This is a genomic window from Brucella intermedia LMG 3301, from assembly GCF_000182645.1.
GTDB lineage: Bacteria > Pseudomonadota > Alphaproteobacteria > Rhizobiales > Rhizobiaceae > Brucella > Brucella intermedia.
Genome location: NZ_ACQA01000001.1, coordinates 1 through 13,503, shown reverse-complemented (window position 1 = coordinate 13,503; position 13,503 = coordinate 1). Strand labels below are relative to the sequence as shown.

Genomic DNA, 13,503 nt, shown 5'->3' with positions numbered 1-13,503 from the left:
GACAAAAAGGCAGAAGCTGTTGGCAAGCCACAAGACTGAATCGAACCTGCGGAGAAAAACTGGCTGATGGGCGCTTACATTCTCCGCCGTCTGCTTCTGATGATCCCGACGATTTTCGGCATCATGGCCATTTCCTTCGCCGTCGTTCAGTTCGCCCCCGGCGGTCCGGTCGAGCGGGTGATCGCGCAGCTTTCCGGACAGGGCGGCGACGCTCTCGACCGCCTTTCGGGCGGTGGCGGCGATTTCGGGCAAAGCGCTGTCGACAGCGGCTCGGTCAATTCCAAATATCGCGGCGCGCAGGGGCTGGACCCGCAATTCATCGCCGATCTGGAAAAGCAGTTCGGTTTCGACAAACCGCCGCTGGAGCGTTTCGGCCAGATGCTATGGAACTATCTGCGATTCGATTTCGGTCGCAGCTATTTCCGCGATATCAGCGTGATCGACCTCATCAAGGAGAAGATGCCGGTTTCGATCTCGCTCGGCCTGTGGCTGACCTTTCTGTCCTACATAATTTCGATTCCGCTCGGCATCCGCAAGGCGATCAAGGACGGTTCGCGTTTCGACACCTGGACAAGCGCGGTCATCATCGTCGGTTATGCGATCCCGAGCTTCCTTTTCGCCATCCTGCTGATCGTGCTTTTTGCGGGCGGCTCTTTCTTCGACTGGTTCCCGCTGCGCGGCCTTACCTCACCGGATTTCGCGCAGATGTCGTTCTGGGGCAAGATCGGCGACTATCTGTGGCACATGGTGCTGCCGGTGACCGCACTCGTGCTTTCCGCCTTCGCCACCACCACGCTTTTGACCAAGAATTCGTTTCTGGAAGAAATCCGCAAGCAGTACGTGACCACGGCACGCGCCAAGGGGCTGACCGAGAATCAGGTTCTCTATCGCCACGTCTTCCGCAATGCGATGCTGATCGTGATTGCCGGTTTTCCGGGCGCCTTCATATCGGCCTTCTTTACCGGCTCGCTTCTGATCGAAACGATCTTCTCGCTCGACGGGCTTGGCCTGCTTGGCTACCAGTCGGTCATCAACCGCGATTATCCGGTGGTGTTCGCCAATCTCTTCATCTTCTCGCTGATCGGCCTTCTGGTCGGCCTCCTGTCCGACCTCACCTATACGTGGATCGATCCGCGCATCGACTTTGACCGGAGGGACGTCTGATGACCGACACCCCCTTGTCGCCCGCCGTTCCCGTGAAACGCCCGTTTCTGTCGCCGCTCAACAAGCGCCGCTGGCAGAATTTCAAGGCGAACAAGCGCGGTTACTGGTCACTTTGGATATTCCTGTTCCTGCTCATTGCAGCGCTTTGTTCCGAGTTCATCGCCAACGACCGGCCCATCCTCGTTTCCTACAAGGGCGAGCTGCTGATGCCGGTTTTCGTCGATTATCCGGAAGAAAGATTCGGCGGTTTTTACGCCGTCACCGATTATCGCGACCCGGTGATACAGGACGAGATCAATGCCCATGGCTGGGCCATCTGGCCACCGATCCGCTATTCCTACAACACCGTAAACAACGAAATACCGGAAGCGGCTCCGTCAAGGCCGTTCTGGCTTTATTCGGCGGAAGAGCGCTGCCAGCGTTACCCGCAGGGCGTGGAAGACCCGAATTGCCGCTTCGGCAATTTCAACCTCCTCGGCACCGACGATCAGGCGCGTGACGTCTTTGCGCGCGCGCTCTACGGCTTCCGCATTTCCGTGCTTTTCGGCCTGATCCTTACCTTCTTCTCCGCCATTATCGGCGTGACGGCAGGTGCGGTTCAGGGCTATTTCGGCGGCTGGGTCGATCTTCTGTTCCAGCGCTTCATTGAAATCTGGTCGTCGATCCCGGTTCTCTACCTGTTGCTGATCATCGCGGCGATATTGCCGCCCGGCTTCTGGGTGCTGCTCGGCATCATGCTCCTGTTCTCATGGGTCGCCTTCGTCGGCGTGGTGCGCGCGGAATTTTTGCGGGCGCGAAATTTTGAATATGTGAATGCAGCACGCGCGCTCGGCGTGAAGAACGGCACGATCATGTGGCGGCATCTCCTGCCAAACGCCATGGTGGCGACACTGACCTTCCTGCCTTTCATCCTGAACGGCTCGATCACCACGCTTACCTCGCTCGACTTCCTCGGCTTCGGCCTGCCGCCCGGCTCGGCTTCGCTCGGCGAACTCCTCGCCCAGGGCAAGAACAATCTCCAGGCCCCCTGGCTCGGCATTACCGGCTTCGTGGTCATCTCGCTGATGCTGTCGCTCCTGATCTTCATCGGTGAAGCAACACGCGACGCCTTCGATCCGCGAAAGGCATTTCAATGAGCGAGCCGATGAGCGGATCAATGAACGATTCTGGAAATAAAACGCTGCTTTCCGTCCGCGATCTGTCCGTCGCATTCCGCCAGAATGGCGAGGGACGCATTTCCGTCGACCGGGTATCCTTTGACATTGCCGAAGGCGAAACGGTAGCGCTTGTTGGCGAATCGGGATCGGGCAAGTCCGTCTCGGCCCTGTCGATCCTGAAATTGCTGCCCTATCCGTCCGCGAGCCATCCTTCCGGGGAAATTCTCTTCAATGGCCGCGACCTGATGAAGGCCTCGGAACCGGAACTGCGCCGTGTGCGCGGCAACGACATCACGATGATCTTTCAGGAACCGATGACCTCGCTCAATCCGCTGCACAGCGTGGAGCGTCAGATCGGCGAAATCCTGAAAATGCATCAGGGCATGGGTTTCGAGGCAGCGCGGGCGCGAACGCTGGAACTTCTTCACGAAGTCGGCATTCGCGAACCGGAGAAGCGTCTGTCCGCTTTCCCGCACCAGCTTTCCGGCGGGCAACGCCAGCGCGTCATGATCGCAATGGCGCTTGCCAACAAGCCGAAGCTGCTGATCGCCGACGAGCCCACCACCGCGCTCGATGTTACCGTGCAGGCGCAGATATTGAAGCTGCTTGCCGAACTGAAAGCCGCACAGGGCATGTCGATGCTCTTCATCACCCACGATCTCGGCATCGTGCGCAAGATCGCCGACAGGGTCTGCGTGATGAGCAAAGGCAAGATCGTTGAGACCGGGCCGACCAGGGATATTTTCGAGAACCCGCAGCATCCTTACACCAGGCACCTGCTTGCCGCCGAACCGAAGGGCGAACCGCCCGCCGCTGATCCTGCTGCCAGAACGGTGATGGAAGGCAAGGATATTCGCGTCTGGTTCCCGATCAAGAAGGGGTTTTTGCGCAAGACCGTCGACCATGTGAAGGCGGTGGACGGCATCGACGTGAACCTGCGGGCCGGCCAGACGCTCGGCGTCGTTGGCGAATCGGGTTCCGGCAAGACGACGCTTGGCCTCGCGCTTTCTCGCATGATCTCATCCAGAGGCGAGATCAATTTCGACGGTCGCGACATCGCGAAGTTCAGCTTCAAGGACATGCGCCCGCTGCGCCGCGAATTGCAGATCGTGTTTCAGGACCCGTTCGGGTCGCTGTCTCCGCGCATGACCATCGCCGACATCATCGCCGAAGGGCTTCTGGTGCACGAGCCGAAGCTTTCAGCGGACGACCGCGATGCGCGCGTGGTTGCCGCGCTCAACGAGGTGAACCTCGACCCGGAAACACGCTTCCGCTACCCGCACGAATTTTCCGGCGGACAGCGCCAGCGCATCGCCATTGCACGCGCCATGGTGCTGAACCCGAAATTCGTCATGCTGGACGAACCGACCTCGGCGCTCGATATGAGCGTGCAGGCGCAGGTGGTCGATCTGCTGCGCGCATTGCAGAAGAAGCATGATCTCGCCTATCTTTTCATAAGCCACGACCTGAAAGTGGTGCGGGCGCTGGCAAATGACGTGCTGGTGATGCGCAACGGCAAGGCGGTGGAATATGGCGCGGCGAAAGATGTGTTTGCCAATCCGCAGACCGAGTACACCAAGACACTGATGGCAGCAGCTTTCCATATGGAGGCGACCGAAGGGGGAGTAAGGCAATGACCGATACCAAAGGCAATATCCTTCTGGCGATCACAGACTGGGACCCGGAAATCTGGCTGAAGACGTTTCGCGATCACGCGCCGGACCGTCCGGTGGTGACGGATCGCGCGGAAAACGATCCCTCCATCAAATATGCACTCGTGTGGAAGCAGAAGCCCGGCTCGCTTGCCAACCTGCCCAATCTGAAGGTCATCTTCTCGCTGGGTGCCGGCGTCGATCACGTCTTCCGCGACGACCGGATTCCCGATGTGCCGCTGGTGCGCATCATCTCCGACGATCTCACCATGCGCATGACGGAATATGTCGTCTGGCAGGTGCTGGATCATCATCGTCTCGGACAACGCTATCGCAAGCAGCAGCAGAATCATGTCTGGCACGAAGATCGCCGCCAGCCAGCCGCGCATGAGGTGACGGTCGGAATCATGGGTCTTGGCGTGCTCGGCCGCGATGCCGCTGAAAAGCTCAAAACCCTTGGCTTCAATGTCACCGGCTGGAGCCGCCGTCCGCAGGAAATCGACGGCATTCAGACCTATCATGGCAAGGACGGCTTTACGAAATTCCTCAAGACCGCCGACATCTTCGTCTGCCTGCTGCCGCTGACGCCCGACACGAAGGGCATCCTCTCCATGTCGATGTTCGCGCAACTGAAGAGCGACGGGCCGCTCGGCGCTCCGGTGCTGATCAATGCCGGACGCGGCGGATTGCAGAACGAGGCGGATATTCTGGCAGCACTTGATCGCGGACTTCTTTCGGCAGCTTCCCTCGACGTGTTCACGCAGGAACCGTTGCCGGCCAGCAGCCCGCTCTGGGACCATCCGCGCGTGACGATCACCCCGCATGCGGCGGCAAGCTCATCCGCAACCGCCCTTGTGCCGCAGATCATCCGGCAGATCGAAGCCTTCGAGCGCGACGGGACACTGGAGCACGTCGTGGACCGCAACACGCAATATTAGAGCGGTTCCTGTTCTGACAGAATCGCCGGGACCGCTCTAACTATTTGTTTTATCGCATTATCCAACGCATCGAAGCGGGATAAGAAATCAGTCCAGTGAACTGATTTCCCCGCATAAACGTTTCTTTTGCTGGAAATGCTCTAGAGCCGCCTTTGTAGTCTCTTTTCCCTCATCCTGAGGAGCCTCCTGAGCCTGTCGAAGGAGGCGTCTCGAAGGGCTGAGGGAAAACGCACAACGCCCGCCGTCCCTTCGACCGGCTCAGGATGGTAATGGCGACAAAGACGCACAAGTCCGATCTAGTTAAGCAGTAATCCCAATCGTTCCATCCTCGCCGACCGTCACCCGATGGCCGGCGAGTTGCTTTTGCGCCTCGCGGTCGAGTTCAACGGCGACGGGCACGTCATGGCCCATTTCACGGGCAACGATGAGGCCAAGCAGCAGGATCGCATCAGGCTCGTGCAGGACAATGGCTGCGGGCGCGTGGCCGCTATGGACCAGTTCCAGCAGGACGGCAGCGGCTGACGACGAGCCGATGGTTCCCGGCAGGCAAAGCACGCGCCCGGCGATGCTTTGCCCATGTTCCGGATGGCGCACATCGGCAATCCGCCCGCTTTTCGGATCGACACCGCCCCAGAAGCTGATCGGCGCGGAGAGAACCAGCGCCTCGGCATCAGCGGCCTTGCCAGCAACGAGTATAGAAGTTTTCCCGATGCTCATGCTGCCTGCCTCCCGAAAACCGGCCTGCCTGCGACAGCGCTTTCCACACATTCCTCCAGCGAACCGTAAAGCACGCCATAGCCGGTATTGCCGGGGGCATAATGGGCGAATTTGCCGGAATTGGTCATCAGGATGGCGTCACCCTTAGCTGGCAAAATAGGTGTGACGACGACGCAAGTATCGGCGACGATGACAACGCCTGCCCTTTCCAGTGCTTGCCTGCGCCCGTCTTTCTCCAGCTCGGCCAGCGCATGGCGGCCCGTACAGGCATAGAGCGGGACAGCGAGCTTGCGCTGCGCTATGGCGCGCTCCAGACGGTCGAATTCCGTTATCGAGAGATGCGGACTGCCAATGGCGACCGCATCGATATGGTCCACCCGCTCGACAGTCGAAAGCCGCTTGCGCGTCGCCTCGACCATGTCTCGCGTGACGCGGATGACGCTTTCCGGTTCCTGATGCTGCAAGGCCGTTTCAAGATCGGGGGCTTCCGGCGTCACGCCCGCAATATGGAACAATCCGACCGCGCCCACCGATGCCGAGGCCGCACCGAAGGCCTTGAGATCATCTTCATCGGGGTGGACGGGACTGCCCGCGACGACACCGATATTCGTTCCCACGCTGCGACCGAACAGATTGCCGAGAATGGGCCAGGCCACCTCCGACGACAGGAAGCCAGGATCGAGCGCCGAAATATCGAACACCACCGTAGCGCGGCGGTTTTCGGTGCGATGAAGACCATAATCGGGCGCGCGTCCTGCAATGGCGCAGGCGATATCCAGGAAATCGCCATAGCGATTGGTGCGCGCGCCCAGAACCGAATTGCAGAACACGACCGCATTGGATTCGCCCCATGCGACATCGGTTCCCTGTGCCGGTCTGTGGCCTGCCTGATAAGGCGCGCAGGTCCATGTCGGCTCGCAGCCGAGCTTGATGTAGGCGCGCATCATGCGCCTGGCCATATCCGCCTCGTGAGCCGGCAAAAGATTATGCGAACAGCCGGTCAGATCGATGGAACCGACATTGAGTGTGGCGCGCACCCTGACCTTCGCGCCGCCCTCTACAAGCTTCTCAGCAAAAAGCGTTCCGCTATCGCCGTGATAGAGCGCACCGTCGATATGCGCTGATGCGACAGGGATAAGACGCGGCGCACCCATAAGCCGCGCAGTGTCGGCCACGATGCGCATCGCCATCGCAGCGCCTTCCCCCTGATCGCCTGCGGCTATCGACCGCTCTTCATCGGTTAATGTCAGTGCCACGCGTGATCTCCTTGCGCATGGTTATGGATGTGGGGCGGCTATAGCCCGGATGCGCGGTTTCCGCGATCTTGCGATATCCGAGCTTCTCAAACACCGCCCGATTACGCGCAAGCTCGATACGCACCTGCAACTCAATCGAGGGCTTGCCTTTTGCAACCGCAACATCTTCCGCCTTTTGCATCAGCAATCGCCCAATGCCTCTTCCCTCAAAAGCGGATGCGACGGCAAGCTTGCCGAGATAAAAGCCCTCGGCCTTTTCCCGTATGAAGACACAGCCGACAAGTCTGCCATCAAGGAAGGCTGCAAAGCCGGTTTCTTCCTCGGCCTTCTGCCGCAAATTTTCTGCCGTCAGCAAACCTGCTGATGAGGGCGGATCGATCACGCCGTCCATATAGGCGAAGCTGTCGCGGATCATGCCGACCAATTCTTCCCACTGCTCGAAATTCCCGCCAATAACTTCGACACGCAGAGCCGTCATTTCGGTTTGCGCGCCTTGTAGCGAATGGTTTCGAAGCGGACATTCAAGGCATTATAGAGCAGCAGCCGACCGACCAGCGGCTCGCCGATCCCGGTGATGAGCTTGATGACTTCCATTGCCTGCAGGCTGCCGATCACACCCGGCAGGACGCCCAGCACTCCGGCTTCCGCACAGGTCGGCACCGTTCCGGGCGGCGGCGCTTCCGGGAAAAGATCACGATAGGACGGGTTGGGCGTGCCGTCGGGGCCGGTCGCGTAGGGCATCAGCACCGTGACCGTACCGTCGAAACGGCCCATGGCGCCGGTCACCAGCGGGCGACCGACTTTGGCAGCGGCATCGGCCAGAATATAACGCGTGGTGAAATTGTCCGAACCATCCACCACAACGTCGTAATTGCCGATCAGGGCTTCGGCATTGTCCGCATCGAGGCGGAGCTGATGCCCTTCTACCCTCACATGCGGGTTGATGCGGGCAATGGCGGCGAGCGCGCTTTCCACCTTCGGCTGGCCGACGCTTTGCGTATCGTGGATGACCTGCCGCTGCAGGTTGGACAGCGAAACCGTGTCATCGTCGATGATGCCGAGCGTGCCGACACCCGCCGCCGCCAGATATTGCAGCACAGGCGCGCCAAGCCCGCCTGCGCCGACGATCAATATGCGGGCCGCCTTCAGCTTCTGCTGGCCCGGCCCGCCAATTTCCGGCAGCACGATATGGCGCGCGTAGCGTTCGAGTTCTTCGGATGAAAAGGGCTTCGATGGTGCGTTCATGGTCGGCAAACATATGCCTCTGCCGACCCGCTGTCAGCGGATATTTTGCCTCAGAGCGGGGTAAGCGTGCCAGCGGCCACATTGAAAAATTGCGCTTCCCCTTCAAGCGCCTCAAAAAGCGCCCGATCGGTGCCGGTCATGAAGGCCTGCCCGCCAAGCTCATTAAGGATGCCGAAAAGTGCGGCGCGGCGTCCCGTATCGAGATGCGCGGCGATTTCATCGAGCAGGAGTATGGGGGCCATGCCGGAAAGCTCCGCCGTCAGCCGCGCATGAGCAAGCACCAGACCGATCAGCAGGGCCTTCTGCTCGCCGGTGGAACAAAGGGCGGCAGGCATCGCCTTGGGGCGATGCTGGACGATCAGATCGGTGCGATGTGGACCTTCCAGCGTGCGGCCCGCCGCCCGGTCGCGTGCGCGCCCATCGCGCAGGGTGCGTCGGAAATCCTCTTCAAGATCGAGCGCCGCCTCGACACTGATTCTCTGCTCCAACGTTCCTTCCAGAAAGCAGTCAGCCTTGGGAAACGGTCCTTCGGCGGGCAGCCGTTCGATCATCGCCGCGATCAGGCGCATGGCTTCGGCGCGGGCGGCTGCGATGGCCGTGCCCAGTTCAGCCATCTGGCTTTCTATCGCATCCAGCCATTGGTCGTCACCGTTGCCGTCGCTCAGCAACCGGTTGCGGCTGCGCATCGCCCGTTCATAATCGAGCACGCGCTTGCCGTGCGCGGTATCGATGGCGAGCACCATACGGTCCAGAAAACGCCGCCGGTCGGAAGCGCCTCCCGTGAACAGCCCATCCATCGACGGCACCACCCAGAGAATGCGCGCATAATCGAGCAGATCGTCGCCGGAAGCGGCAATACCGTTGATGCGGACCTTGCGGCCACCCTCGCCGCCGCCAGCGGTGCCGGTGCCGATCTCGGCCTCGCCATAGATCATGCAATCAAGCGCGGCATGAATGGCAAAGCCATCGAGCGAACTGGTGCGTGCGACATCGTCATAAGCAGCGCGGCGCAGGCCGCGCCCCGGCGACAGAAAGGAAACCGCTTCGATCAGATTGGTCTTGCCGGAGCCGTTTTCGCCGGTCAGCACCACGTGGCCGGGGCCAAGCGGCAACGACAGTTCCGCATAGTTGCGGAAATTGACAAGCTTAAGCCGCCGGATCGAAACGCGATCCGGGCGGCTTTGATCAGGCTCGGGCCTATTCACTTTTCTGTTCTTTAAACACGCATAGGCATGAGAACGTACAGCACATCTTCATCGCCCGTATCGCGCACCAGTGTCGGTGAACCGGCATCGGCCAGCATGAAGACCGCATCGGAACCCGAAAGCTGGCTGGTGATATCGAGCAGGTATTTCGAGTTGAAACCGATATCGAGCGGATCGGCATCGTAATCGGCAGCAAGCTCGTCGGTTGCGCTGCCGGAATCGGGGTTGTTGACGGTAAGCGTCAACTGGCCATCGGCGATGGAGAGCTTCACTGCGCGGCCACGCTCGCTGGAAATGGTCGAGACGCGGTCGACGGAGGCTGCGAATTCCTGGCGGCCGATGGTGAGCTTCTTGTCGTTGCCGGACGGAATCACGCGCTGGTAATCCGGGAAGGTACCGTCGATCAGTTTCGAGGTGAGCACCACAGAGCCGACCGTGAAGCGGATCTTGGCGTCCGACAGTTCAACCGTAACGACCACTTCCGGCACATCGACCAGCTTCTGCAGCTCGGCGACCGTCTTGCGCGGAATGATGATGCCCGGCATGCCTTCGGTGCCGGACGGCGCTTCCAGTTCGGCGCGCGCCAGCCGGTGGCCGTCGGTCGCGACAGCGCGCAGCTTCAGCGCGCCATCGCTTTCGATGGCGTGGAAGAAAATGCCGTTGAGGTAATAGCGGGTTTCTTCCGTCGAAATCGCAAACTGGGTGCGGTCGATGAGGCGCTTCAGCGCCTGCGCCTCGATGCGGAAGGAGTGGGTGAAGGCGCCAGCGGTCAGTTCCGGGAAATCGGACTGCGGCAGGCACTGCAGGCGGAAGGACGACTTGCCGGAAATGACCGACATGGAGCCGCCATCCGGGTTGGTCGAGAGCATGACTTCGGCGCCGTCGGGCAGCTTGCGGACGATGTCGTAGAGGAGATGCGCCGGAACCGTCGTGGCGCCAGCCTGCTCCACCATGGCGGCCGTCGCTTCATTGACCTCAAGATCAAGATCGGTGGCCTTGAGCGCGAGGCTTGCGCCCTCAGCCTGCAAAAGCACGTTCGACAGAATCGGTATCGTGTTGCGGCGTTCCACGACGCGGTGGACGTGATTGAGAGATTTGAGAAGGTTCGATCGCTCTAGGGTAACACGCATGTTCAAACGCACTCGCTCGCTGGGACAGGGCAACTGCATCTGACGGGCAGGCAGGCGGCCCCTGTCGATAAGGCGCCCAGGGCGCCAGAAGGTCCGTTAAAGTGGCAGATTTTTAAGGAGAAAAGCAAGCCCGCGCCGTGTCGGAAAGCGACAGGGCCCGGGCTTTTTGTTGATAACCGCCGTTGATAGCGGGGAAGGTCGGATCGCCGCATCGAGCATTCCGAAAATCGATTCTGATTTTCGGGCCGATGCCGAGATCGATGCTCGGGCCGATGCCGGGGCCGGTCAGGCGGCCTGATCGTTGATAAGGCGCTTGAGAAGCTCCAGTTCCTGGGCAAGCTTGGTATCGGCGCCGACCAGATCCTCGATCTTGCGCACGGCGTGAAGGACCGTGGTGTGATCGCGACCGCCGAAGCGGCGACCGATTTCCGGCAGGGAACGCGGCGTCATCATCTTGGCAAGATACATTGCCACCTGACGCGGCTTGACGATGGTGCGCGTGCGGCGGTTCGACAGCAGGTCCTGCTTCGAGACATTGTAATGCCGCGCGACGATGCGCTGGATTTCCTCGATGCGGATACGCTTCGGTTCACCGACGCGGGTCAGGTGACCGAGCAGTTCATCGACGCGGTCGATGGAGATGTTCGGCTCGAAGGACTGGCGGAACAGAAGCTGGTTGAAAGCGCCTTCCAGTTCACGGCCCGATCCGGTGACGGTGCGGGCAACATGGGAAAGAATCTCTTCGCCAATCGTGAGGCTCGGATCTTCCGCCTGCGCTGCGGCCAGACGGCGGCGCAGCATTTCGACGCGCATTTCATAGTCGGGCGCGGCCACTTCAAGTGCAACGCCGCCCTGAAGTCGCGAACGGACACGCACATCGAGCGATTCCAGTTCGGAAGGCGCACGGTCGGCGGCAACAACGACCTGCTTTGCGCTGTCGAGCAGCGTGTTCAGGAGATGACAGAACTCGTGCTGGATCGACTTGCCCTGCAGGAACTGCATGTCGTCGATAACGAGAAGGTCGATATCGCGAAGCTGTTCCTTGAAGGACAGCGCATTGTTGTCGCGGATGGCGGTGGCGAAGCGCCACATGAAATATTCTGCCGTCAGATAGACGACGCGGGCCTTTTCCTGGCGCTGGAGCGCGGCGGCGGCGATCGCCTGCAGAAGGTGAGTCTTGCCGAGACCGACGGAAGCATGGATGAAAAGCGGATTGAAGCGAACGGCGCTGGAACCGGCCTCCGCAATGGTGCGGGCTGCGGCGAGCGCCACGCGATTCGATGCGCCATCGACAAAGCTGTCGAACGTATAACGGGGATCGAGCGGCGAGCCGAGCACGGCACCCGAAGCCGCCGCCGATTCTGCGACAACGGCGGAACCGCGCTTGTCGCCCACCGGCTGGCCACCAAAGGACTGGCCGAGCGGGAACACCATCTTTTCGCGCGGGGCGACGACCGGCTTGTTCTCGGAAGCTTCGCAGGCTTCGACCGGAGCGGCGCTGCGCACCACGCGGCTTACGCCACGAACCACGACTTCAACCTTCAGAATCTGCGGGTTTTCTTCCTGCCACAGCTCGGTCAGCAGTTCGGAATAGTGATTGTTGATCCAGGAGCGCAGGAAGGCCGTCGGAACCGACAGGCGGACAATGCTCTTGGAGATGTCGTCGAGCTTCAGACGACCGAACCAGCTGGAATAAATCTCGGTGCCGACGCGGGCTTTCAGCTTTGCCGTAAGGCGCTCGAAAACCTCATCACCAGCGTTGCCGCTCAACTCGACCAGGCTCTTGTCATTTCCGGTAGCAGAAGATCCGTGGATACGGTTCGCATGTGCATCACCCATCGTTGCCGTCGATTTGCCGGTCATCATTGCCATCGTCTCGCCTGCCTTCACATTCGTACGCGCCGTTTTCTGGCGCTTGTCATTTTTTCCTGTCCGCGCCGCGGATTATCATCCGTCTGGCCAGCAGGTACTCACTCACAAAGCCCGGCTCGAAAGCTCTGGGCCAAACACAAACTCAAACGGTCCCATCAGGACCAACACCCGGATACTCCTTCCCGGCGACCTTTTTACGACTCACAACACTTTTATCGGAGGCTGATTGCCCGGAAAGAAATCCGCCACAACCATTCAATTGTCGGGGACATGCCTAAAACGGCATTCCGGTTAATGAATGGTAAGCAATCAACCATGAGGATCAGGACCTTACGACCAGAATATAACACCCGCGGGCTGTGACACCCACGCCGACAAACTCGTTATTTGATGCTAACTCCGGGCCGATGGCCCACCCCTCTTATGTCCTGACTTTAGCGAAGCCTCGCAGCAAAGGGCAAGCCTCAGAAAACCACATTTTTTTACTGAAAGCTCTTGCAGGGCCTCCCCACAACAGGGGGGAATCGGATGCCAGCGAAATAACACCTTTGGATTCAATGCGTTTTCATAGGACAATTTTTAGGTGGTCCTGATATGTTCCGTCCGAAAAATAAATTTAAAAAAAATTCTTGACTCAAACCCACTTCCGAGTCCCTAAACCCACCTGTGGATAACAGTGGATAAGAATCTACAACCATTTGAAAATACTAATCAAATCAACACTCACAGGATTGACGCCCCTCTCAAAAATTCCAGCTAGTCATTGAAATATCTCTTCAATTGGAGATGGAAAGAAAGAACGCCGGTTGTCCAAAAAACGCTCAAAAAAGAAAACCCGGCTAACAATGAGCCGGGTTTCGAAACTGATCCATAAGAATGGATGAATATTAGGCGTTGAGAGCCTTAACGCGATGGGCAAGGCGCGAGACCTTACGCGAAGCGGTGTTCTTGTGCATCACGCCCTTGGAAGCTGCGCGCATCAGCTCAGGCTCAGCAGCCTTGAATGCGAGTTCTGCAGCCTGCTTGTCGCCGCTCAGGAGAGCGTCTTCGAGCTTGCGCACAAAGGTGCGAACGCGCGAACGGCGGGACTTGTTGATTTCGGTGCGGGCAGCGATCTTGCGCACTGCCTTCTTGGCCGAAGGAGTATTGGCCATAAATGCCTCTCTT

General features: G+C 59.6%; 12 protein-coding genes. 4 read left to right on the top strand and 8 right to left on the bottom strand.

Translation table 11 applies throughout. The features are described from left to right. Positions 1-66 precede the first annotated feature (66 nt). From OINT_RS00070 to OINT_RS00055, 4 genes are read left to right on the top strand one after another with little or no spacing between them, the layout of a single operon-like run. A complete protein-coding gene (locus tag OINT_RS00070) occupies positions 67-1,164 on the top strand; it encodes a microcin C ABC transporter permease YejB (RefSeq protein ID WP_006465729.1) in 1,098 nt (365 codons plus the stop codon). Further along, positions 1,164-2,300 (top strand): ABC transporter permease, encoded by a 1,137-nt coding sequence (locus tag OINT_RS00065; RefSeq protein ID WP_006465728.1) that lies wholly within the window; start codon positions 1,164-1,166, stop codon positions 2,298-2,300. The genes OINT_RS00070 and OINT_RS00065 overlap by 1 nt, the downstream gene beginning before the upstream one ends. Positions 2,301-2,308: 8 nt before the next feature. After that, positions 2,309-3,958, top strand: coding sequence for an ABC transporter ATP-binding protein (locus OINT_RS00060; RefSeq protein ID WP_050791005.1), 1,650 nt, complete (start codon positions 2,309-2,311; stop codon positions 3,956-3,958). Further along, a complete protein-coding gene (locus tag OINT_RS00055; RefSeq protein WP_006465726.1) occupies positions 3,955-4,911 on the top strand; it encodes a 2-hydroxyacid dehydrogenase in 957 nt (318 codons plus the stop codon). The genes OINT_RS00060 and OINT_RS00055 overlap by 4 nt, the downstream gene beginning before the upstream one ends. 300 nt (positions 4,912-5,211) lie before the next feature. Here the strand turns inward: OINT_RS00055 and OINT_RS00050 are convergent, their stop codons facing one another. The 8 genes from OINT_RS00050 to rpsT all read right to left on the bottom strand — a co-directional run bounded on the left by OINT_RS00050 (position 5,212) and on the right by rpsT (position 13,490). Next, positions 5,212-5,628: an aconitase X swivel domain-containing protein gene (locus tag OINT_RS00050; RefSeq protein WP_006465725.1), complete on the bottom strand. Its 417-nt coding sequence runs from the start codon at positions 5,626-5,628 to the stop codon at positions 5,212-5,214. Continuing rightward, on the bottom strand, positions 5,625-6,884 hold the full coding sequence (locus tag OINT_RS00045; RefSeq protein WP_006465724.1) for an aconitase X: 1,260 nt from the start codon (positions 6,882-6,884) through the stop codon (positions 5,625-5,627). Before OINT_RS00045 ends, OINT_RS00050 begins: the two co-directional genes overlap by 4 nt. Continuing rightward, complete coding sequence (locus OINT_RS00040; RefSeq protein WP_006465723.1) at positions 6,862-7,362, bottom strand: GNAT family N-acetyltransferase; 501 nt, start codon at positions 7,360-7,362, stop codon at positions 6,862-6,864. The genes OINT_RS00045 and OINT_RS00040 overlap by 23 nt, the downstream gene beginning before the upstream one ends. Next, complete coding sequence (locus tag OINT_RS00035) at positions 7,359-8,129, bottom strand: molybdopterin-synthase adenylyltransferase MoeB (RefSeq protein WP_006473074.1); 771 nt, start codon at positions 8,127-8,129, stop codon at positions 7,359-7,361. The genes OINT_RS00040 and OINT_RS00035 overlap by 4 nt, the downstream gene beginning before the upstream one ends. A 50-nt stretch (positions 8,130-8,179) precedes the next feature. Then, positions 8,180-9,334, bottom strand: coding sequence for a DNA replication/repair protein RecF (recF, locus tag OINT_RS00030; RefSeq protein ID WP_006465721.1), 1,155 nt, complete (start codon positions 9,332-9,334; stop codon positions 8,180-8,182). Positions 9,335-9,345: 11 nt separating this feature from the next. Next, entirely contained in the window at positions 9,346-10,464 is a 1,119-nt protein-coding gene (gene dnaN / locus OINT_RS00025; RefSeq protein ID WP_006473075.1) for a DNA polymerase III subunit beta, read from the bottom strand. A 285-nt stretch (positions 10,465-10,749) separates the two neighbouring features. Then, positions 10,750-12,330, bottom strand: a complete 1,581-nt coding sequence (dnaA, locus tag OINT_RS00020) for a chromosomal replication initiator protein DnaA (protein WP_050791004.1) — start codon at positions 12,328-12,330, stop codon at positions 10,750-10,752. Positions 12,331-13,223: 893 nt separating this feature from the next. Beyond that, on the bottom strand, positions 13,224-13,490 hold the full coding sequence (gene rpsT, locus OINT_RS00015) for a 30S ribosomal protein S20 (protein ID WP_006465717.1): 267 nt from the start codon (positions 13,488-13,490) through the stop codon (positions 13,224-13,226). Positions 13,491-13,503 lie beyond the last annotated feature (13 nt).

Excerpts from the sequence above, each read along its gene's own strand:
- OINT_RS00070 (WP_006465729.1), top strand. The coding sequence starts at position 67 with ATGGGCGCTTACATTCTCCGCCGTCTGCTTCTGATGATCCCGACGATT.
- OINT_RS00065 (WP_006465728.1), top strand. The coding sequence starts at position 1,164 with ATGACCGACACCCCCTTGTCGCCCGCCGTTCCCGTGAAACGCCCGTTT.
- OINT_RS00060 (WP_050791005.1), top strand. The coding sequence starts at position 2,309 with ATGAGCGGATCAATGAACGATTCTGGAAATAAAACGCTGCTTTCCGTC.
- OINT_RS00055 (WP_006465726.1), top strand. The coding sequence starts at position 3,955 with ATGACCGATACCAAAGGCAATATCCTTCTGGCGATCACAGACTGGGAC.
- OINT_RS00050 (WP_006465725.1), bottom strand. The coding sequence starts at position 5,628 with ATGAGCATCGGGAAAACTTCTATACTCGTTGCTGGCAAGGCCGCTGAT.
- OINT_RS00040 (WP_006465723.1), bottom strand. The coding sequence starts at position 7,362 with ATGACGGCTCTGCGTGTCGAAGTTATTGGCGGGAATTTCGAGCAGTGG.
- OINT_RS00035 (WP_006473074.1), bottom strand. The coding sequence starts at position 8,129 with ATGAACGCACCATCGAAGCCCTTTTCATCCGAAGAACTCGAACGCTAC.
- dnaN (WP_006473075.1), bottom strand. The coding sequence starts at position 10,464 with ATGCGTGTTACCCTAGAGCGATCGAACCTTCTCAAATCTCTCAATCAC.
- dnaA (WP_050791004.1), bottom strand. The coding sequence starts at position 12,330 with ATGATGACCGGCAAATCGACGGCAACGATGGGTGATGCACATGCGAAC.
- rpsT (WP_006465717.1), bottom strand. The coding sequence starts at position 13,490 with ATGGCCAATACTCCTTCGGCCAAGAAGGCAGTGCGCAAGATCGCTGCC.